General features: G+C 68.0%; 19 protein-coding genes. 10 read left to right on the forward strand and 9 right to left on the reverse strand.

The window, feature by feature from the left end; all coding sequences use genetic code 11:
• Positions 1-21 precede the first annotated feature (21 nt).
• Positions 22-297 (reverse strand): acyl carrier protein, encoded by a 276-nt coding sequence (locus tag BMX93_RS08905; RefSeq protein WP_177170153.1) that lies wholly within the window; start codon positions 295-297, stop codon positions 22-24.
• Positions 298-458: 161 nt separating this feature from the next.
• Here BMX93_RS08905 and BMX93_RS08910 point away from each other — a divergent pair, with 161 nt between their 5' ends.
• Positions 459-2,165 carry a class I adenylate-forming enzyme family protein gene (locus BMX93_RS08910; RefSeq protein ID WP_091970216.1) on the forward strand — a complete coding sequence of 569 codons (1,707 nt, stop codon included), beginning with the start codon at positions 459-461 and terminating at the stop codon, positions 2,163-2,165.
• A 13-nt stretch (positions 2,166-2,178) separates the two neighbouring features.
• Positions 2,179-3,030 (forward strand): hypothetical protein, encoded by an 852-nt coding sequence (locus BMX93_RS08915; RefSeq protein WP_091970219.1) that lies wholly within the window; start codon positions 2,179-2,181, stop codon positions 3,028-3,030.
• Here BMX93_RS08915 and BMX93_RS08920 read toward each other — a convergent pair.
• Together BMX93_RS08920 and BMX93_RS08925 are read right to left on the reverse strand one after the other, a co-directional pair.
• Positions 3,019-3,966, reverse strand: a complete 948-nt coding sequence (locus BMX93_RS08920; RefSeq protein WP_091970221.1) for an SGNH/GDSL hydrolase family protein — start codon at positions 3,964-3,966, stop codon at positions 3,019-3,021. The genes BMX93_RS08915 and BMX93_RS08920 overlap by 12 nt on opposite strands.
• Positions 3,966-5,081 carry a glycosyltransferase family 4 protein gene (locus tag BMX93_RS08925; protein ID WP_177170154.1) on the reverse strand — a complete coding sequence of 372 codons (1,116 nt, stop codon included), beginning with the start codon at positions 5,079-5,081 and terminating at the stop codon, positions 3,966-3,968. Before BMX93_RS08925 ends, BMX93_RS08920 begins: the two co-directional genes overlap by 1 nt.
• A 178-nt stretch (positions 5,082-5,259) precedes the next feature.
• Here BMX93_RS08925 and BMX93_RS08930 point away from each other — a divergent pair, with 178 nt between their 5' ends.
• Positions 5,260-5,826 (forward strand): serine O-acetyltransferase, encoded by a 567-nt coding sequence (locus BMX93_RS08930; RefSeq protein WP_091970304.1) that lies wholly within the window; start codon positions 5,260-5,262, stop codon positions 5,824-5,826.
• An 89-nt stretch (positions 5,827-5,915) separates the two neighbouring features.
• Here the strand turns inward: BMX93_RS08930 and BMX93_RS08935 are convergent, their stop codons facing one another.
• From BMX93_RS08935 to BMX93_RS12925, 3 genes are read right to left on the reverse strand one after another with little or no spacing between them, the layout of a single operon-like run.
• Entirely contained in the window at positions 5,916-7,181 is a 1,266-nt protein-coding gene (locus tag BMX93_RS08935) for a hypothetical protein (protein ID WP_143052866.1), read from the reverse strand.
• Positions 7,178-8,068, reverse strand: coding sequence for a DUF6492 family protein (locus BMX93_RS08940; RefSeq protein WP_091970228.1), 891 nt, complete (start codon positions 8,066-8,068; stop codon positions 7,178-7,180). The genes BMX93_RS08935 and BMX93_RS08940 overlap by 4 nt, the downstream gene beginning before the upstream one ends.
• On the reverse strand, positions 8,065-9,891 hold the full coding sequence (locus tag BMX93_RS12925; RefSeq protein WP_177170155.1) for a glycosyltransferase family 2 protein: 1,827 nt from the start codon (positions 9,889-9,891) through the stop codon (positions 8,065-8,067). Before BMX93_RS12925 ends, BMX93_RS08940 begins: the two co-directional genes overlap by 4 nt.
• A gap of 375 nt (positions 9,892-10,266) precedes the next feature.
• Here BMX93_RS12925 and BMX93_RS12930 point away from each other — a divergent pair, with 375 nt between their 5' ends.
• The 3 genes from BMX93_RS12930 to BMX93_RS08955 all read left to right on the forward strand — a co-directional run bounded on the left by BMX93_RS12930 (position 10,267) and on the right by BMX93_RS08955 (position 12,969).
• Complete coding sequence (locus BMX93_RS12930) at positions 10,267-10,974, forward strand: hypothetical protein (protein ID WP_177170156.1); 708 nt, start codon at positions 10,267-10,269, stop codon at positions 10,972-10,974.
• Position 10,975: 1 nt separating this feature from the next.
• Positions 10,976-11,620 (forward strand): hypothetical protein, encoded by a 645-nt coding sequence (locus BMX93_RS08950; protein ID WP_091970234.1) that lies wholly within the window; start codon positions 10,976-10,978, stop codon positions 11,618-11,620.
• Positions 11,621-11,694: 74 nt separating this feature from the next.
• Positions 11,695-12,969, forward strand: a complete 1,275-nt coding sequence (locus BMX93_RS08955; RefSeq protein ID WP_091970236.1) for an O-antigen ligase family protein — start codon at positions 11,695-11,697, stop codon at positions 12,967-12,969.
• Between the two features lie 66 nt (positions 12,970-13,035).
• On the opposite strand, the gene BMX93_RS08960 is transcribed toward BMX93_RS08955, so the two are convergent.
• Positions 13,036-14,508 (reverse strand): oligosaccharide flippase family protein, encoded by a 1,473-nt coding sequence (locus BMX93_RS08960; protein ID WP_177170158.1) that lies wholly within the window; start codon positions 14,506-14,508, stop codon positions 13,036-13,038.
• A 761-nt stretch (positions 14,509-15,269) separates the two neighbouring features.
• Between BMX93_RS08960 and BMX93_RS08965 the strand changes: the two genes are divergently transcribed.
• Both BMX93_RS08965 and BMX93_RS08970 read left to right on the forward strand, forming a co-directional pair.
• On the forward strand, positions 15,270-16,568 hold the full coding sequence (locus tag BMX93_RS08965) for a WecB/TagA/CpsF family glycosyltransferase (RefSeq protein WP_091970240.1): 1,299 nt from the start codon (positions 15,270-15,272) through the stop codon (positions 16,566-16,568).
• Positions 16,565-17,041 (forward strand): VOC family protein, encoded by a 477-nt coding sequence (locus BMX93_RS08970; RefSeq protein WP_091970242.1) that lies wholly within the window; start codon positions 16,565-16,567, stop codon positions 17,039-17,041. The genes BMX93_RS08965 and BMX93_RS08970 overlap by 4 nt, the downstream gene beginning before the upstream one ends.
• Positions 17,042-17,129: 88 nt before the next feature.
• Here BMX93_RS08970 and BMX93_RS08975 read toward each other — a convergent pair whose 3' ends face one another.
• Both BMX93_RS08975 and BMX93_RS08980 read right to left on the reverse strand, forming a co-directional pair.
• Complete coding sequence (locus tag BMX93_RS08975) at positions 17,130-17,504, reverse strand: FKBP-type peptidyl-prolyl cis-trans isomerase (RefSeq protein WP_091970244.1); 375 nt, start codon at positions 17,502-17,504, stop codon at positions 17,130-17,132.
• A 112-nt stretch (positions 17,505-17,616) separates the two neighbouring features.
• Positions 17,617-18,255 (reverse strand): nucleoside/nucleotide kinase family protein, encoded by a 639-nt coding sequence (locus tag BMX93_RS08980; protein WP_091970246.1) that lies wholly within the window; start codon positions 18,253-18,255, stop codon positions 17,617-17,619.
• Between the two features lie 165 nt (positions 18,256-18,420).
• Between BMX93_RS08980 and BMX93_RS08985 the strand changes: the two genes are divergently transcribed.
• Together BMX93_RS08985 and BMX93_RS08990 are read left to right on the forward strand one after the other, a co-directional pair.
• Positions 18,421-19,026 (forward strand): 3'-5' exonuclease, encoded by a 606-nt coding sequence (locus BMX93_RS08985; RefSeq protein WP_177170159.1) that lies wholly within the window; start codon positions 18,421-18,423, stop codon positions 19,024-19,026.
• Positions 19,027-19,315: 289 nt separating this feature from the next.
• Positions 19,316-20,815 carry a cytochrome ubiquinol oxidase subunit I gene (locus tag BMX93_RS08990; RefSeq protein ID WP_091970250.1) on the forward strand — a complete coding sequence of 500 codons (1,500 nt, stop codon included), beginning with the start codon at positions 19,316-19,318 and terminating at the stop codon, positions 20,813-20,815.
• The last annotated feature ends 13 nt before the right edge of the window (positions 20,816-20,828 follow it).

The raw sequence follows: 20,828 nt of genomic DNA on the forward strand, positions 1-20,828 counted from the left end.
ATCCTCGGAAGGCCTCGGCCACTATCCGGGCACCGACGCGCCGCGCCCTCCCACCACGGCTGCTGCGTCGCCTACACCCTCATCTGGGAAGAGCCGGTTTCCGGGAACTGTCTCGGTGTCCAGCACCTGAATGTTGAATGAGGATTCCAAGAATTCGATCAGCTCCAGAATCCCAGTCGAGTCGATGATACCGGCGAGAAGGAGGTCCTGGTCGTCTGCCGGCATGCGCGAGGCGTCGCCGAACAGGAAATTGGATACGATGAAATCACGAATCGTCGCACGTTCGCCGGCTCCCACGGTTGCCTCCTGGTGATTCACGGATGAGCTCTCAGTATTCCACGAGTGTTGTCTGTTTTTCCGGCTGCACCGATACTGGTGTGAGGGGCAGTCGATGCTGACTGCGGTTATCGGTAGCTGGCGAAAATCTACAGCGTGCAGGCCGCGTTCGGGAGGATCAGATGGAATCAGCCGCATTCCGCCGAAGCCATATCGCTCGGACCGGCATCGATGGGCCCGGCGAGGACCCTTCTGGGGATCGGGTGTCGCGCGCGGCGCGCCAGCCCACAGCCCCGCTGCCCGGCTCGATCACCCGGTGGCTGCTGTCCGCAGGGGCAGATGACGACATCGCACTCGTCGAGCCGGCCGGGCCGGTGAGCTATCGGAAGCTGCGTGCCATGGTGGCCGCCATGGCAGGCCGGCTGCGCGCGGCCGGCCTGCCCGATGGCGCCCGGGTCGGTGTGCTGGGCTCGAACTCCGCCTTCTGGGTGAGCTGCTATCTGGCCGCCATGACGCGCTGGGTGGCCGTTCCGCTCGCCGAGAGAATGACCCCGGGGCAGACCCGGGACCAGATCCACTTCGCGGGCTGCCGGGCGCTGTGCGTCGACGCCCGGCACCGCGCCAGCCACGCCGATGCGCTGAGCGGGATCGTCATCGTGACAGAGCAGGACCTCGCCGAAGCCGTGGCGGACCCCGGGCGCGCCGGCGCCAAGTTCACGGGCGCCGAATGCACGGGCGCCGGGCTCACGGCCTGGACCGCTGATCGTGACCGCGACGCCGTCGTGGTGTTCACCTCGGGAACCACGGCACGGCCGAAAGCCGTGCGGATCACCCATCGCAATCTGTGGGCCAACACCAGGTCCATCGTCGCCTGCCTGCAGATCCGCCGCGACGACCGGATGCTCGTCGTACTGCCTTTCCACTACTGCTTCGGCGCCTCCCTGCTGCACACCCATCTTCGGGCCGGGGCGAGCCTCGTGCTGTGCACTAGCTTTGCCTTTCCCCAGACGGCCGTGAACCTCATCGAGGCCCGGCAGTGCACTGCACTCGCCGGTGTGCCATCGAGCTTCCAGCTGCTCTTGCGCGCCAGCGACTTCGCGGCGCACCAGCTGCCAAGCCTTCGCAAGATCCAGCAAGCCGGTGGCCGGCTGCCCGAGGCGCAGCTCAGGGAGCTCATGCGCGCCCAGCCGCAGTCCCAGCTCTTCGTCATGTATGGCCAGACGGAGGCCACCGCCCGGCTGTCCGTGTTGCCTCCCGAACGACTCGCCGACAAGCTCGGATCCATCGGTCGAGGTATCCCCGGGGTCGATCTGGAGATCCTCGACGAGCGCGGCCGCAGGGTCGGCCCCGCAGTGGTCGGCGAGATCTATGCGAGTGGTGCCAATGTCTCGCCCGGTTATCTCGACGATCCTGTGGCCAGTGCCGACAAGTTCCCTGGCGGCCGGCTGCGCACCGGCGACCTGGCCCGCATGGACGAGGAGGGTTTCATCTACATCGTCGACCGGCGTGACGATTTCATCAAGAGCTGGGGGCGTCGGGTGTCCAGCCTGGAGATCGAGAATTGTGCACTGCAGATGCCCGGGATTCTCGAAGCGGCGGCCATCGGGGTGCCCGATGACGCCGCCGGCGAGGCGATCGAGCTGTTCCTCGTCCCTGGTCCCGCGGGACCCCTCACAGAGGCCCGGGGTCGGGGTCCCGCGGGACCCCTCACAGACGCACAGGTACAGGGCTTCCTGCGGGAGCGGCTGCCCAAATACATGCTGCCTCGCCGAATACACTGGGTACCTGCCTTGCCGATGAACGTCAATGGCAAGGTCTCGAAGGCTTCGTTGCGCCAGCGTGCGACGGAACCGGACGGTGCGCCCATGCCCATGGAAACCACGACATGAAGGGCCGACACAGATGAGAACACTCGTGAAAGTGCTCGTAGCTCTCGGTGCCGCAGCTGCCCTCGGGCTGGGGATCGCGCTGGGCACGAGCTGGCCGCGCGATGCCAAGGGCGTTGCGCCGCAGGCCCGCGACGACAGGTCCGTGACACCCGATCAGCTGAGGTCACTGAGCAACACCCGCATCTTCTTCGCCCACCAATCGGTGGGCGACAATATCCTCGGCGAGCTGCCCGAGGTCTATGCCCGAGCCGGCGTGGACGAGATGCCGCTCGTCGAGCTGAGCTCCGCACGGCTGCCCGATGACCTGCCGCGCGGCGCGCTCGTACACACCCATATCGGGGTCAACGGCGATCCGCAGGGCAAGATCACTGCCTTCGCGGAGGCGCTGCGGGGCGGGCTCGGCGATCAGATCGACGTCGCAGTGCTCAAGTTCTGCTATGTCGACTTCAACGCGGAAACCGATGTCCAGGGGCTGTTCGATCGCTATCGCTCGACACTGTCTGAACTCGCCAAGCAGTTCCCCGATATCGTCTTCGTCCCTGCCACCGCGGCCCTGACAACCGAGGACGGTGCCAAGCAAGCCGCCAAGAATCTGCTGGGCCGTACCCCCGACAATGCGGTGCGCGAGGAGTTCAACGCCATGGTCCGCGCCGAGTACGCCGATTCCGGGCTCCTGTTCGACCTGGCGGGCGCGCAGTCCACCACGCCCGAGGGCACCCGGGTGAGCCGCAGCTACAACGGCCGGGTGCACTACGCCCTGTACTCGGGATACGCCCTGGACGAGGGGCACCTCAACGTCACCGGCTCACAGCGCGCCGCCAGCGAGCTGCTCGCCAGCGCGGCCCGGGCCTCCTCAACGCGGTGAGCTCGAGGCCCTCTCGGTGGCCACCCGGCCGATCACCGCGAGCATCCCGGCAGCCAGGTGCTGGGAGCCGGCGGCATTGAGGTGAAGGCTGTCGTCGCTGAATGCCGGGTTCATGACGCGGACAGCGACACCGTCCACCGGCTTGGTCGCGATCCTTCCGTCCGGCAGCTCGGACTGCAGCTGCGCCACATCGAACAGCCGCCCGCTTGCGGCGAAGCGCTCACGGATCAGCGCGTTGTACTGCTCGCGACGGGCATTGTCGGAGCCGCCAGCCGTGGCAGGAACACCCACCTGGGAGGCTGCCACGCCGCTCCACCCGGCCTCCTCGGTCATGAGACCGACAGTGGTGTACACGAAGGTGGTCTGCGGATGTTTCTGCGCCAGGGCGTCCATCGTGGAGGTGTAGCTCTCGAAGACGGCCGAGACATCGGTGCTTGCCGTGATGTCGAGGGGACCGATCTTCATGAATGCGATCGCGTAGGGGTGGGTCGCGGCGTCGATCTTGGCTGCGAAGTCGCTGATCTTGCCCAGCGGATCGCCGTTCGTGCCCACCCAGATCTCGGCGAACACGGGACTGTCGGTGTCGCGGGCCGCCGGCCAGTCGACGCTGGCGACCTGGGGCGCCTGCAATCCGAATGTCGAGAACACCGCCGGCATCGCCGAGAGGATGTTCATGCCGATCGACTGATGGCCGAAGACCACGCGGGTATCCGTGATCGCGTCCAGGCCTTCGCGGGTCGGCTGTCCGGCGGATGCCTGCGGCGGCGGGGTTGGCGTCGCGGTCCGGGTGGGCGTGGCACCGTCCTGGGCTGGCGAGGTCGTGCGCTGCATCCAGATGACGAACGAGACGATGACGGCGATGAGCACCACTGCGGTGACAAGCAATACGGCGGTTCCCGGGCGACGCGTCCACGGGCCCTTGCTGATCTTGCGCATTATGATCGGCTCCTTCCTGCCGCAGTCCGGCACAGTTCGGCGAACTGTTCCCCGGCGTCGTAGGGGCTGTGGGCACGCAGCCGGCGGCGGCCCTCGTCGACACGTGGCTGCGCGGCTGCCGGATTGCGGCAGATGCGCATCGCATTGTCGGCCAGGGATTCGGCGTCACCGATCGGCGAGAAGAGCGCGACCCCGTCGGCATAGGCACGCACCCCGCCGTTGTCCGTCGACACCACGGCCGCGCCGCACAGCAGGGCCTCTGCCGGGGGCAGCCCGAAGCCCTCGGAGTCGGATGTCGCCAGGTAGACCTGGGCGTTCTGGTACAGGTGCACGAGTTCGTCATGGCTCGGGCTGTGCGTGTGCTCGATGTACCCGGGCCAGCCCGCCGGCTTGGGAATCGTACCGAAGGTGCACAGGCCGATGCGGGGATCGCGGGCGTGGATGCGCTCGAATGCGGCGAGTACCAGATCGCTTCGCTTGAGTGGCACGGGCGAGACGAGGGCGAGTACGGAGGGCTCGCGCTGCGCAAGCGGCGGCCCCGGTGGGAAGTCGTCCGCATCGACCGCATTGGGCAGCAGCGTCGTGCTCACTCCCAGTTCTGCACCCTTGGCCGCGAGCCACGGTGAGACGACGACATTGCCAAGACCTGCTCGCCATGTGCTCCGGACGAAGGACTCGTCGGCCAGCCAGGATTCGTAGCCCTGGATGAAGTACAGCGTCGAGGCGCGGGTGCGGTGCGCGAGGCGCCGCACATAGGGGACGGTTTGGCATCCGGTGGCCACCAGCACATCACCGGCCGCGGCACGGATCCGGGGGAGTCCCAGCCACTGGGTCTCAGCGATCCGCGGATCGAGCGGGAACCACCTGCCCGGCCGGGCCACCATGCGCCGGGCTCGTAGCGCCCGGTAGAGGAGCAGCAGCTGCTGGACACGGTCCGGTCGTGGTGTGGGGCTGAGCACCAGCCGGTGGGATTCGTGGATCGTTACTGTGAACTCGTCGGGATGATGGCGAACCAGGTGGTTCGCGTACTGGTACAGGATCCGATGGCCTCCGGCCGGCTGAGCGGAGTAGCCGGGGAGAACGATGTGGATCCGGATGGGGTGGTTGTCGGCCATCTGGCGTTCCTCTCCATCGATTCGCGCGGCGGTCGCAGAATCAAGTCTATTGACCCGTGCCGGGTGATTTGCCCGACTATGGTTTCTTCCATGGGTGCCCCGCAGCGCTGCCGGGGCCGGTGGCACTGCCAATTCTTTTGGGTCAGCCTGTCCCGAATTGTTCGCGGAAGGAGGAACAATGGGTGATTTCTCGGCCGATCTGAGCAGATTCATGGCTGTCATGTATCCTGGCCGGCGTGGAATCGTCCCCCGGATCCATGCGGCGCTCACCAACTCCGAATTGAGCTGCATCGCCTGCTACCGATTCGGTCAATTCGCGGTCCGCAGGAGGCGAATCCACCGCGTCAGCGGATCGCTGCTCGTGCTCGTCCATCGGATCTGGAATCGCTTCATCACCCGTATCGACCATTGCGAGATCAGCTCGGGGGCGCGCATCGGGCCGGGTCTGGTCATCATGCACCGCAACGGGATTCACATCGCCCCTGTGCTGATCGGGCGCAATTGCACGATTCACCATGGCCTGACGATCGGCCAGGGGGTGGCGAAGGGCGACGCCGGCGTGGGCCGGGTCGGTGACGAGGTGTGGATCGGCCCGGGGGTGATCATCGCCGGTGCCGTGACGATCGGCGACGGGGCCACGATCTCGGCCGGGGCCGTGATCTCCCGCGATGTTCCGGCAGGCTGCCTGGTCGGCGGCAACCCTGGCCGGGTGCTCGTGCGCGATTACGATCGCGAGGGCATGTGAGGCCGACCACCACGGCGGCGAGAGGCCCTGTGCGGTCGGCCAATCCGGGTCCTGCCATCGGTGCGCGCGGAGCCACATCTGCCAGGTGCTCAGATGACGATCCGGTAGATGTGGTAGCTGTACTCGTTGTCGAAGCTGTCGCTGAAGTGCGCGTCGTGGACCTCGAGGGTGCGATTCTCGCCCATGACCTCGACCGTGTTTCCCCTCAGCCCGGCAGGCAGGCTGAGGGTGCGCTGCCCGGTGCCCCCGTCGGTCATGGCCATCACATAGACATAGCCGCCCTGTGAGCGCACCGTGGCCTGCAGCCCCTCGCCGACGGTCCATTGCACGGGCGGGCTGTTGAGGACCGGCGCCAGATCGGTGATCTGACGGTTGAGCTGGGCCACCGCGTCCCGAGTCTGTGCGCAGTCGACCAGTGAGTAGTTCCCGCAGCTGGGGTCATTGCTGTGCTGGAAATAGGCGATACCCGAGGCGCCGCTGATGATCGCATTCCACACGGCACCACGGAGCTCCTGCGGTGAAATGCTCGAGGAGCCGGCCTCGCTGAGATAGGGCTTGCCGGTCTCCACGAGCACCCAATTCGGTTTCGACCCGGCCACAGAACTGAAGCCGTCCATCTGGCGTTGCACCCACCCATAGGCAAATGAGCTGGCGGGGTTCTTCCCCGCCGGCCAGGCCGGACTGTCCATGATCAACTCACCGACATGGGGGCTCGTATAGGCGTACTTGTCCACACTGGACAGGTCGACGAGCGAGAGATGATCTGCCATGGTCGTCGTTGACCAGTAGCTGCCGAGCACACCATTGCCGAAGTTGGCCTGCAGCAGTCGCCCGTCCTCGCGGCTGCGGGCCTGGGCGGCATAGCTGCGCTGGGTGGCCAGCTGGGTCTGCTCGTCGTCCCCGCAACCCGAATAGCCCATCTCGCATTCGTCACTGAGATTCCAGCCAACCACCCGGGCATCGTCTCCGATCTCTGCAGGGCTCCACTCCGCAAGCTGCGCCAGCACGGTCATACCCGTGGAGGTGACCGAGGAGATCGGCGAGCCGTCGTGCTCCACACCCAGATAGGTGGTGATACCGATCTGCTTCAGCGCGCGCGCCTGGTCGGGCTTGCCTGCGAACACGGCGAGGGGGAAGAACGATGGGGAGGACCACCCGGAGTCGGCGGCCTTGCGGAACTGCGCGTAGTACGCCGGCCCGCCCCACCAGGCCTTGGCCGGCAGATCGAGATGTGCGCTCGGCTCTGGTGCGGGCGTCGCGGCAGGAGCCGGCGGCGCGCCGCACCCGGCCATCGAGCAGAACAGCAGCCCGGCTGCGGCCATGGCCGCAGCGCGGCGGCGCGCGGAGGCCCTCATGGCCTCTCCAAGGTCTCGATCAGCTGGTCGAGTACGGCCTCGCTCGTCCCGGAGTTCGACTGGACGAGAAGTGCCACGTCATCGGCGGCCAGAGAGCCGACGAAGGACTTCACGGACCCGGGGGTGAGCTCGTTCCAATAGCTGTGGCACAGGCTGCGGGTGCTGCAGTAGTAGTGCTCCTCGCCAACGAGCTGCGAAGCCAGGTACTCGCCGTAGAGGAAGTACTCCGACAGATCGAGCTGCGAGCCGAGCACCCTCGCCCAGGGCCCGTCGTTCTGCTGCTCGATACGGTCGATGAGGGCGCGGACCAGCCGGGGAGACCAGCTGATCAGTCCCGCGTTGTAGTCGGCGAAGTCCGGGCTCGGGGCGCCCAGGCCCAGCAGCCTCGCGGACGTCGTTCGCCAGCCGAGATGGCGGTGCATCGCCGGGGAGACGCCGTGTGGAAGCCGATAGTGGCGCACCTGCTCTGCGCGGCGGAAGGTGGCCTCCTCGACGGAGCGTACGAGCACCACATCGGAGTCGACCATGAGGGCGACGTCGGTCTCCAGTGCGGCGACGAAGGCGATCTTCACGAGCTGCTGCTGGATCCAGCCACGGATCGGCGGCCAGGGCCGGGCCAGGTTCACCGAGGTGATTCGGTATCCCCGTGGCAGATGGGGAATGCGGCTGAACCAGGCAGTGGAAAAGAAGTGGCCGGGAATGACATCGGTCTGGCACAAGACGGTGAGCCGTCGTGACTCCAGCGCACGGAAATGACGCACATCGGGTCCGGGGACAAGCACGAAGTGGTGGACATCGGGGCCGGTGTGGCGCAGCACGGAGCGGTGCAGGCGCCCGAAGCGCTGCAGATCGGGACGATAGCTGGGGGTGACGATGGCCAGGCTCATCGATGCTCCTGCGGGTCGGCGCCGATCGGATTCCTGCTTGAGTTGTCGCGCTCCCAGCCGGTGGTGCGCCGTACGGGGATCCTGGAGGCGAGTGCCAAAACCGCATAGCACAGCGCATCGGCGGCCGACGCAGGGCTGCGCACGGTGCCTGCCAACTCGCGCAGTGTGCTGCGGGCGGTGCGCGAGTCCAGCTGGCCCGATCCGCGTGCCTGGCGGCGCAGCACAGCGAGCAGGGAGCGCGCGTCGCGAGGGGTGCTGACGATCACCGGTTCGGTGTCCACGATGACCTTGTCCCCGGGCGAGAACTGCTGGTCGACGAACAGGTCGTCGGCGATGAGGTCCGGGAAGCGCCCGAAGCGTGCCCGTCCGGCCTGGCTCAGCGCGTAGACCCCTGCGCCCCACAGGCCCTCGGTGACCGAGCGGAGGCGGCCCCGCGCGCGGTAGTAGGCCCTCACCGGCGCCGTGGCATGGGCCAGGTCCCAGCGGAAGGGCGGGCGTCCCGCGAGCGCCCCTGGCTGGCCCATCGCCGCGAGCGTGTCGCGGATGGTCTGCTCGCTGGCGCGGACATCGGCGTCCAGATAGATGCGCGGCCAGCGTCCGAGAATGTCCTCGGCCGCGTTGAGCGCAGCGCTCTTGGACGCGCGGTGGAGTTCGAGCACCGTGATGCCGGGAATCTCCCGGGCGCGGGCAGCCGTCCGGTCGGTGCATCCGTTGGCGGCTACGACGACCTCCACATCCGCGGTGCCGACCAGGGCGCCCAGCGGCCTCACCGTTTCGCCGATCACGGCGACCTCGTTGTGCGCGGGAACGATGACCGAGCCGGTTACTGCTGCGTCTTGATGCCCGACACCGCAGGAGGGCTCGCCGCGGGGGGCGGGTGTGCTGGCATGGGGGAGCCTGATCCACGACGCCTCGTCGAGCACGAATCTCAGGGCCACCCGGTGTCGAGGGTCGCGGCTGCGCAGCGCCTCATGCGCGATGACGATCCCGCGCATGGCCGCTGCCGCGAGGCGGCTGTGGTGCGCCCGGTAATAGATGACACGATTGACAGCCATGAGGGCGTCCAACTGCGGCGATGACCCTGAGGCTCCCTGCGCGTGGGCCACCCGCGCGGCGGGCTCGAACCACACGGCTGAGCCTGCGCTGCGTACCCGGCGCAGGTAGTCGGTCTCCTCGGAATAGAGGAAATAGCGCTCGTCCCAGCGCCCGACAGCCCGGGCGGTGCGGGCATCGATGAGCATGGCTGCGCCGGTGGCCCACTCGACACGGTGGGGATACTCGTAGTCCGCCGCGGCGCGCACCATCTCGCTGAGGGCAGCGGGCCTGGGCCCGAGATGGCGCCCCAGCAGCGCATCGCCCAGCGCCCTGGTCAGTGAGGGCTCGCGGCGCAGCGAGGGATAGGTGGTTCCATCGGGTTCCTCGATCGCCGGGACGACCACCCCGGCCCGTTCGGCGATCAACCGGTTGTGCATCGCCCGGAGCGCGCCGGGCTGCAGCGTGATGTCGGGGTTGAGCACCAGGAAGGTGTCGGTCTCGCCAGCGGCGGCAATGGCGGCATTGATCGCTGCCGCATAGCCGAGGTTCCCTCCCGTTTCGACGAGGATGACGTCGCTATTGCGGCGCACCAGGTGCACGGTGTCGTCGGGTGAGTCGTTGTCGGCGACGATCACGCGCACGCTCAGCCCGCCGAGCTGGCCCCGAAGCGAGGCGAGCAGCGGGCCGATGACCGGGGCGCTGCAATAGGTCACGACGATGGCTGTCACCTGCGCACGTGTGCCAGACGCTGCGAAGGTGGCCTCGGTTTCCGGTGCGTCGGTGGTCATCGATCCCCGATCTCCTCGCCGGTGAGATGTCTGAGAGTCGAGCATGTGGCCGGCAGGCTCCGCGATCGCCCGGCCTGTGCAGGGCTGCGTCATTGCTGGTCGTGGGCACTGCTGGTCGTGGGCACTGCTGGTCGTGAGCATTGCTGGTCGTGACAGGGTTGAATACTTTCCGCAGAATTGTAGCCGACCCATGTGGGCTATCGGGCCGCATGGTGGGCTATCGGGCCGCATGAGATCTCTCATACCATTCTCAGAGAATCCCCGCTTTCCGGAACGGCTCACCGACTTGACCGAACAGGCGCGTGATTCCCCGTGTTCGGATAGGCTCCGGGCAGGATCAACGTGGTGGTGAATTGCTATGAGGAGCGCGCCGTCGTGACATTGTCCGAATTCCTCCGGCTCATCCGCAGGAGGTGGTATGTCCTTCTTGTCGCCCTGCTGTGTGCCGCGCTCTTCGCCACAATCCAGTACCGCACGAGTGGGGTCTACTCCACCCGGACGATCGTCTATCTGATCCATCACAACTCCAATCCCCAAGGTGCCTGGCCTTCGGTGGGGAGCACCGACGAGACGCTGGTGAGTTTTGCGGGCACGATCGTCAATGAGGTGAATCGCGGGCGCCCGGGGGTGCGCTATGCCAGCGAGGACGCCCCCCTGTACGGGGTGGGCCTGCGCCAAGGAGTGCGGGTCACGCAGAGCAATTCGGGTGGCCAGTGGTGGAGCAGTTTTCCGCGCGCCGAGATCGAGGTGCAGATCGTCGGCCCTGGCCGCGCATGGGTGGCGGCGCAGCAGCAGCAGATCCTCAGCAGGATCGTCGAGCTGTGCCGGTCGGCGCAGGGCGCGGCCTGGGCCGACCCGGACCAGCGGATCACGCCCCTGGTCGCACCGCTCACCGATTCCATCGACCACATCACCCCCGCCAGGCTCGACCTCGTCGTAGCGGCGGGTGCGATCCTTGGGGCAGCTCTCATCTGCGGCGGCTGGGCCGCTGTGCTGTTGGACCGGCGGGCCCGGCGTGGCGCGGTGGTGCCAGGGCAGACCCCAGGAACAGTGAAGTCCGGTGGATCCGAGGGGAAGGCCTGAGATGGACATCGGTGTGTTGTTCGCCCGATTGCGCCGCCGCTGGTATGTGCTCGTCGTCGGCGTGCTCGTGGGGGCGGGGCTCGCGGCACTCACGTGGGCATCGTTTCCGCTGACCTATGAGCGCAGATCGAGTCAGGTGCTGTTGCCGGGACCGGGCACGGTTCCGGCGGACAACAACCCCTATTTCTATCTCGGTGGACTCGCCCAGGCGGCCGATGTCATCGTCCTGGCGGTCGGCTCGGACAATGTCCGCCGCGGGATCGCCGCCGAGTTTCCCGCCGCGAGCTTCGAGGTGAGCCGCGATCCGACGACGGCTGGGCCGGTGATCCTCATCACCGTCGACGCGCGCAGCGATGAGGTGGCTTCGCGGGTGCTGCAGCGCCTGCTCGACACCACGGCAGTTGAGCTCAAACGCCTGCAGGAGGCCGACGAGGTGGCGCCGGAGAACCAGATCACGGTCACGGTCATCTCCCAGGATCAGCAGGGTGTCGTCAAGCGACGCAACCAGATGGTCGCCACGGCGGGTGTCGGTGGCCTCACGATGCTCATGGCGCTCATCGCCGCAGCACTCGTCGACGGGCTGTCCCGACGGCGGACGGACGAGAGCGAGGACTCGTCGGCGCACGAGCCGCCGGACCGGACATGAGATCCGTGCGGGGCCGGGGCGGTAGGCCTCTGTTTCCCCGGCGTCCGGGGGCCGGGCGCTCGCATGCCGTGGCCATGGTCACCGGCTATCTCGTGCTGCTCTTCGCCATTCCCTCCAACGTCCGCATCGGCGTGCTCGGCTCGCTGGGCCGCCCGTCCTTCCTGTGGGGACTCGCGCTGTTCGTGGTCTGGCTCATCTGGCGTATCCAGGCCCGTGCCAACGAACTGCCCACTGTTCTCCAGCCCATCCGGCTGGCGTTCTGGGGCTGGTTCGCCGTGGTCATGGTGAGCCTCGCGGCGGCCCTGCTGCGGGGCCAGCCGCCCGGCCAGGCCGTCACCCTCATCGGCTCGGTCCTGCGTCCGCTGTCGTGGGCGGGGGTGATGCTCGTCATCATGGACGGCCTCACCGTGCGCGCCGAGGTCTTCCGGCTCGTCCGCAGGATCTCGCTGGGTGCCGCCGCGCTGGCGGTGCTGGGGCTCGTGCAGTTCGCCACCGGCCGGGTGCTCGTCGACCGGTTCACCGCCATCCCCGGGCTGGAGAGCGAGACCGGAGGGGTCACCGAGCGGGGAGCCTTCACCCGGCCTTCGGGAACGGCGATCCACCCGCTGGAGCACGCCACGGTGCTGTGCGCGGCACTTCCGCTGGCGGTCTCGGTGGCGCTGTACGTCGGCACCGCGCGCAAGCGCTGGTTCGCGCGCTGGCTGGCCTGGCTTCCGGCGATGGCGATTGCCCTGGGGGCGGTACTGTCTGTCTCGCGCTCTGCCATCGTGGGCCTGGGTGTTGCCGTGGTACTGACCATCCCGTCGCTGCCGAAGCGAGTGCGGCCCGTTGTCATGATCGTCGGTGTGATCGGCGTGATGCTCGTCATCGCCGCAGTGCCTGGGCTCCTGGGGACCTTCTTGGGCCTGTTCAATCCCAGCGGCGACGCCAGCACCCAATCGCGCACCGGGGCCCTGGCGCGGCTTGCGGAGTTCATGGCACCTTCACCGGTGTACGGCTCAGGTTTCGGAAGTTTTCTGCCCCAGTACTACATCTTCGACAATGCCTGGGCGCTCATGCTCGTCGAATTGGGGGTGCTCGGATTCTCTGCTTTCGCCGTCCTGCTCGCAAGCGCCGTCCACAGCGCCCTGCAGGTGGCTCCTGCCGAGCGGCGGACTGTCGGCGTCACCCCGGCCGATTCCGCTCCCCGGGCACCCCTGACCATCACGGCGCGGACACTGGCAGCATCGGTGGCCACCGTCGCCGTCGTCTTCGCCTTCTTCGACGGGATGGCCTTTCCCCAGGCGGCTGGCATGGTCTTTCTCGTGCTCGGATTGTGCGGGGCCGCCCGCCGGATCGCCTCGCCATGAGGCCAGCCCATGCCCTGCGCCCAGGCGGGAATGCCCTGTGCGCCCAGGCAGGCCCTCGCCGTGCGATCAGCTGTCGTGAGGCCGCCGGCGGGGCAGCAGGGCGACCATCTCGGACCAGACCTGGGGGCTGATGAGCCGCGTGACCAGCACATGGACACCGACCATGGCCAGTCCCGTGACCGCCAGGGCGACAAGCGGCGGTGCGCCGCGCAGCAGGTGCATGGCCAGCATCCCTGCGGCGGCCGAGCAGCTGGCGGCCGGCAGCACCATGATGAACGGCCGGGCGATGTGCAGCCAGCCGGTGCCGAGGAAGCGGCCTATCAGGACCCATCTGCCCGCCATCTCCACGGTGGCGGTGACGAGCGCGGCATAGGCGACGAGTATCACTGCGTGGCGGGCCGAGAGGGCTGTGAGAAGGATCGAGAGCCCGGCGACGAGCAGCGAGAAGACGAACCATCGCCCGGGCGCGCCGGCGCCGTCGAGCAGCCCCCGGTCGACGAAGTTGCCGAAGGACAGCACAGCGGCAAGTGCCAGGGCAGGCGCCAGTGCCGCGCTGGTGAACCACTCGGTGCCGAAGACGAAGGGGACGAGCACCGCGGCCGACACCGCTATGAAGACCATGAGCGGGGTCACGACTGTCTGCGCGACTGCCGTTGCCTTCCCATGGGCTGCGGTGAGCCGTCGCTTCGAGGAATTGACCTTCGCGAATGCCACTGTGGACACCGGCAGGACGGCCGAGCCGCTCAGCTCGGTGCCGGTCTGCACCAGGCGCTGGGCGATGCTCCAGTAGCCGAGTTCACGTATCCCGAGCCCGGCTGTGATGATGCCGGTCTCTGCCCAGCTGCGAGCGACCGAGACCAGGCCGGTTCCCACGACATTCGCGCCGTAGCGGACCATGACACCGAAATCGGCACGCGAGAACTCGACGCGGGGACGCCAGCGCGCTGAGATCCACGAACCTGCCGAGGTGACGATCTGACCGACCAGCAGCTGGATCACCAATGCCCACACCCCGAGCCCGGCCACAGCGGCGAGGATCGCGGAGATTTGGGCGAGAAGGGCTCCTGCCGAGGACTGGAGGGCGAGCAGCCGGAAGGCCATCCGGCGCCGCAGCAGGGCCAGCGGCACCGAGGTGAGGGTGATGAGAACGATGATCGCCACCATGGAGCGGATGATCGGGGCGGCCTCGGGCACGCGCAGCAGATCCGCCAGAGGGGCCGCACCGGCCAGTACTGCAAGGGACAGGATCACCCCTCCGGCCACGGACACCCAGAATGCCGTGGTGAGCGTGGCCTCGTCCACGCGCGGCGCTTGGACGACATAGGTGGACAGTCCCAGATCGGACAGCACATAGGTGAGGGTGAGCAGCGCGGTGGCGACGGCCACGAGACCGAAGGCCTCGGGCGCCAGGATGCGGCTGAGGATGGCGATGGTGACGAGGCTGCCCGCCCTGGCGAGCCAGGTCTGGGCGGTCATCCACATCACCCCGGTCGCTGCCTGCCTGGCAATGTCGCTGCCGGAATGTGGCTCCTCGGCCATGCTGGGCTCCGGTCGCGAATCGGCGCCCGTCATGGCATGCCCGAAAGGCGGCACTCGCGCTGGCCGCACTGGTGGAGCGGCCCAGAATGGCGATGGAGGGGAGTCACTGGATTTCCCTTCTGAATCAGGGCCATTGCATTGCTGGAGGGCCATTGCACTGCTGACCGGTTTCTCCGTTCGATGTGTGCCGAGGCGATTCGCCGGTCGCCTGGGGGAAAGACCTGTCCCTAAGCCAGCTGGTGGCTCGGGGGACGCCGGCGGCCCCCGATGTGGTCATTGTGCCCGAGTCCGGGAAGCGGCGTGGGAAAAAGCAGCATCGCGATGCCAGGGGCCGGGGATCGGCGGCGCCAGCCGGCGCCTGTTCTGCGGGTTGCTGGAGATGGCGCACATTGTTGATAGATCAATTGTAGAATCTGGAGAACGGGTTGGCACGCGAGCGTTCCCGATCAGCGTGAATTATTGGGGGGTGGGATTGTGCACGGATTGTCCGCTGAATGCCGCCGTGAGGTGTATTTCTCAGGTTCTTTTCACGCTGCCCGGCGTGGCGGCCCTTGCTCACGTGTCCAGCTCAGCTGCGATCCCTGCCCCAGGGTGCGCTCGCTGAGCCTCGGCAGGGGGCCGGTGGACCGCGCACCGCGAGCCCTCAGCCGCTGTGCGCTCTTGGCCCGGGGCCGCCGCTGGGAGCGCGAGCGAAGCCGCGCGGAGCACCGCGTCGTGCCGGCTGACGGGCTCTCGCCCGGACCGGGGAGGGCCGAGGTCCGATGAGCATCCTCATGGTTGGCACCGATACGCGCTCGAGGGTCTGGCTCGTCCATACCGCGAGGATCGGCGATGTTGTCAGCCACATCGCCCGGAGTGTGCCGCTGCCCGGGGTGCGGGAAGGCTCGGGCACCCAGCCATGGTCGCGTCTTCGGCTCGGCTGGGAGGCGGCCTCCCATGACCTGCCGAGCCTGTTGAGCGTCTCCGACATGCTCGTCACGGTCGGCTGGCCGGCTCTGCAGGCCTTGGAGCGCAACGACGCGCTGTCCGATTTGCACGTCGTGACAAGCCTCGACGCGCATCTGGTGGCCGGGCGGATCGGCAGCCGGCCACCGCGCCGCGGCGCCGCCGAGCAGCGCCACAAGATCGCCCTGCTCAATCGGGCTCGAAGGATCCTGGTGCTGTCCGTCGACGATCTGCGGGCAATCCGCGCCTGGGGTCGCTCACCCGTGCTCCTCGATGCCGGCGCCTCGCCCACCGCCGGGCAGGGGTTTGCGACCGGGGTCGTCGACGAACAGCAGCTGGGGATCTGGCTGGGAGCCATCGTGCCGGGTCCGCACTACGAGGAGAGCTTCACAACGACGATGCGGCGGGCCGTCGACGCCTCGCTGCCGACCATGACCGCCCTCATGGACGTGTGCACCCGCGGTGAGGGGCCCTTCCGTATCCAGACGCTCAATCTCCAGCATCTGTACATGGCGCAGAAGAGTGCCATCTTCCGTGAGGCCATCGCCACCTCGCACGGCATCACGGCGGATGGCTGGCCCGCCGTGCAGCTGCTCAACAGCGGCGGTGCGCGGCTGGAACGCACCACGGGATCGGACTTCCTGCGGGCGCTGCTCACCAGCCCCGAGCTCGCAGGGCTGCGCCTGGGGCTCATCGGCGACAGCGAGGACTCGGGCGATGCCTTCCAGCGGCTGGTCGAGCAGGCCAAGGGGCATCTCGTGATGCGTGAGCATGGCGACAAGCGCGACTGGGATCCCCGGGAGCTGGTGGGCCGCCTGCATCGGGCCGAAGCGGATCTCGCACTCGTTGCCGTGACCCAGCCGGCTGGGGATCTGCTCGGTCAGGAGCTGATCGGCGCCGGCTACACCGGTGTGGTCATCGGAATCGGCGCCTCGGTGGCATTCGTGGTCGGAGCGCGCGTGCGAGCCCCCCGGTGGGTGCAAGCGCTTGGTCTGGAGTGGTTCTTCCGCTTCCTCCAGGAGCCCAGGCGACTGTGGCGGCGCTACTTCGTCGAAGGCATCCCCACCTATCTCAAGGTGATCCGGCCGATGACCTCGGCAAGGGTGCTGGAATGAGCGCCGAGCGGCCCGGCGGCGAGGCGGGTGTACCTCGCGAGCTGCGGCTCGACCACGTCGGTGTGCGGGTGCGCGATCTGGAGCAGGCGGCATCGGCCTTCGAACGTCTCCTCGGCTACCGCAGAGCCACCGAGCCGGTCGTCAACTCGCGGCAGGGGATTCGCGGGCTCTTCCTCACCAAGCCCGGTTGCCTGCCGATCAAACTCGTGACTCCGCTGGATCCCGGGAGTGGGGGGCACTTTGGCCTGCACCATCTGGCCTTCATCACCTCGGACGTCGAGGCGAGCCTGCAGGAGCTCTCCGTAGCGGGTGCGCGAGTGCTGGCCGCCCCGGCGCCCGGGGAGATGTTCGACGACGAACTCATTGCCTTCGTCTACGCGGCCGGCATCAATGTCGAGCTGGTGACCACCGACGAGTGGCGCGCCAGGCTGCCGGGTGATCCGCGCGCGGCAGCGCGCCCCGAGGAACCCTGAGCACGGCAGCGCACCCCGAGGGGCCCTGAGCGCGGCAGTGCACCCCGAAGGGCCCTGAGCGCGGCGCGGCGCGGTCAGCCCCGGGCGGTCAGTGCACCCCGACCAGATCGCAGACGAAGACCAGTGTCTCGTCGGGCCCGATGACTCCCCCGGCGCCGCGCGCCCCGTAGCCGAGCGCGGGAGGGATGACGAGCCTGCGGCGCCCGCCGACTCTCATGCCCTGGACCCCGTTGTCCCAGCCGCTGATCACCTGGCCCACGCCGAGCTGGAAGATGAGCGGCTCGCCGCGTCCATAGCTGGAGTCGAACTCCTTGCCGGTGCTCAGTGCCACGCCCACGTAATGCACCTCGACGAGATTGCCGGCGGCGGCTTCGGGCCCCTCGCCCTCGAGGATGTCCTCGATGACGAGGTCATCGGGAGCGGATTCGGGCAGCGACACCTCGGGTTTGCTCGGGTTGGTCATGGGGACAGCCTAGAGGCAATGAGCCGGGCAACCGTCCCGTCGGCGATGGCACAGCGAGTTTTCACCGCCCAGCGGGTCGCCCGCAGCCCAGCACCGGCGCAGGCGCTGGTGGTCAGTCCCGCCACACGACCACGTCGGCCCTGGCTCGGGTAGCGCGCACGAGCGCGGCGTTCGCCTCATCGGGCCCCAGTGCCCAGGCTCTGGCGTCCTGTTCGGTCTTGCCGGTGGCGATGTGACGGGCGATGAGACGCTCCAGCCGGGTCCGCTCGTCCACCTCGACGAACCACAGCTCGCTGAACAGCGGCCGCAGCTGAGCCCAGGGCTGCTCCTCGAGGAGCAGATAGTTGCCCTCGAGAATCACGAGGGGGGTCTCGCGTGGCACGGGAATCGCGCCGGCCACCGCATTGTGCAGATCGCGGCGGTACTGCGCAGCGTAGACGACCGGCTCGGTGTTGCCCGAAAGGCGGTGCACGAGCGCCAGAAAGCCCCAGGCATCGAAGGTGTCCGGGGCGCCCTTGCGTGCCGCCCGGCCCAGCCGATCGAGTTCGGACGCAGCCAGGTGGAAGCCATCCATGGGCACGACGACGCTGCGGCCGGGAAGCTGGGATGCGAGCTGCCCGGCGAGGGTTGACTTGCCGCATCCCGGTGCGCCGGTCAGGCCGAGGAGCCGACGCCGGCCATCCGTGGCCATCCGCCGAGCTGCGGCAAGGGTTGATTCGACGCCGATCGGTTCGCTATGGCGCAGGGGCATGGCGGCACAGTATGCCGTCGGGTCGACGCGGCGCGGGATGGCCCAGGAAAGCGCCGGCGGATCCCCGAAGGGACCGAGCCCGTACGAGGCTTCGCTGGGGCTGTGCCCGGGTTGGCGCCGGGTCATGACGGGGGATGTGTCGGTGCCCGGTGGAAGAATCGGCCCATGCCCGGATACGCAGTGCTCGATCTCGAAACCACCGGATTCTCCTGGGCCAGGGGCGATCGGATCGTCGAGATCGGCATCGTGGCCCTCGGCGCGGGCGGCGAGCCGGAGGGGGAGTGGACGACCCTGGTCAATCCCCAGCGCATGGTAGGGGCGACGAGGGTGCACCACATCACCACCAGCGATGTGGCCGACGCGCCGACAATGGGCGAGCTCGCGCCCCAGCTCGTCGAACAGCTGCGCGGCCGCATCGTGGTGGCGCACAACTGCGCCTTCGACGTGCCCTTCCTCGTCGCCGAGCTCACCCGGGCGGGAGTGCCGCTGCCTGGCGAGCGGATGCCGCAGCTGTGCACCATGCGGTTGTCCCATTATTTCCTCGAGCCGGCCAGCCGCCGGCTCGAGGACTGCTGCCGTGCCGCCGGAATCCGATTGGTCGATGCCCACAGCGCCTTGGGCGATGCTCGGGCCGCCGCCCAGCTGCTCGTCCACTACATGAACAGCAAGGTGGCCTGCCCGCCCTGGCAGGCGGAGCTGAACCGCGCGCCCTCCTACCGGTGGCCCGAGCTGTCCGCGGGCGGCGCAGCCCACCTGCTGCCCCGCCGATGAGCACCCACCTGCCGGGCGCTCGTAGCACGACCCACGACACGCCCCGCCGATGAGCACCCGGGCCGCAGGCATCGCCCAGCCCTGTCCGGCGTCATGCCCGGGCACGCCCGGACTGGCACTGACGTCGCACGACGCCCCCGATAAGCCCCGGAGCCCGGCTCGGGGATGCCGCGGGGGCTACTCGGGCGGGTGAAGCAGAAGGTGAGTTGCGTGGTGACGGAACAAAAGGTCTGACCAACTCCTCGCTCATTCCCTCCCATGGTGCCCGGCAAGGCGCTACCTTGCACACATGGACGCACAGGTACTGGCGCGGTGGCAGTTCGGCATCACCACCGTCTACCACTTCTTCTTCGTGCCCGTGACGATCGGGCTGTCCTTCCTGGTCGCGATCATGCAGACCGTCTGGGTGCGGACGAACAACGCCGAGTGGTTGAGGCTCACGAAGTTCTTCATGAAGCTCTTCCTCATCAACTTCGCCGCCGGGCTCGTGACCGGGATCGTGCAGGAGTTCCAGTTCGGCATGAACTGGTCGGAGTACTCCCGGTTCGTCGGCGACATCTTCGGGGCCCCGCTGGCCCTTGAGGCCCTCATCGCCTTCTTCCTCGAGTCGACCTTCATCGGCCTGTGGATCTTCGGTTGGGGCCGCCTGTCGAAGGGTCTTCACCTGGCCACCATCTGGCTGGTCGCTGCCGGGACGGTCATCTCCGCGCTGTGGATCCTCGCCGCCAACAGCTGGATGCAGAATCCGGTCGGCGCCGTCTACCGCAATGGTCGCGCCGAGCTCACCGACTTCATGGCCTTGCCTACCAATCCCTTCTTCCTGGGCACCGCGTCCCACGTCATCGCGGCCTCGTTCATGACCGGCGGAGGCCTGCTGTGCGGTGTGGCGGGCTGGTGGCTCATCAAGAGCCATCACCGCCCCACGAGCGAGGCCTTCGAGGCTGCCGACAGCAAGGACGTCAAGACCTGGCGCAGGGCCACCCGGCTGGGCGCCTGGGTGCTCATCGCCGCATCGCTGGCGACTTTCGGATCCGGCCACTGGCAGGGCCAGATCGAGGCCAAGTACCAGCCGATGAAGCTCGCCGCATCCGAGGGCCTGTACGAGACCACCTCTGGCGCGCCGTTCTCCATCGTGGCTGTCTTCACCAGCGACGGCACGAAGAAGGTGTGGAGCCTCGACGTTCCCTATGTGCTCAGCATCCTGGCGCACAACGATCCCAATGCCACGGTCTACGGCATCCAGGACCTGCGCGATGTGTACCTGGAGAAGGGCTACATCAATCCCGACGGCTCGGTCAACGAGCTGCAGAAATCCTTCGCTCAGCAGCTGCGCGCCCTGCCCGTGGAACCGGTGCCCAATGTCTGGGTCTCGTTCTACAGCTTCCGGGTGATGATGGGCCTGGGGGTGCTGGCCTTCCTCATCGGCCTGCTCGTCCTCGTGTCCACTCGCGGTGAACGGGTGCCGAGGGACACGAGGCTGTGGCGGGTGGCCCTGGTGGGGCTGCCGTTCCTGCCGCTGCTGGGCAACAGCGCCGGGTGGATCCTCGCCGAGATGGGACGCCAACCATGGATCGTCTACGGTGTGCTCCCCACCTGGACCGCGGCCTCCCCGGGTAATAGCGCCGGTGTCGTGCTGGCCACGATGGTGCTCTACACACTCCTGTATGGCGTGATCGCAGTCGTCGTGCTCTTCCTGTTCAACAAGACCGTCAAGGAGGGCCTGCCCGAAGTCGTGACGGTGGAACCGAGCGATGACGACTCCGACGCCCCCGTATCCTTCGCGTACTGAGGCTGGAGACCAC

The sequence above is a fragment of the Propionibacterium cyclohexanicum genome, assembly GCF_900111365.1.
GTDB lineage: Bacteria > Actinomycetota > Actinomycetes > Propionibacteriales > Propionibacteriaceae > Propionibacterium > Propionibacterium cyclohexanicum.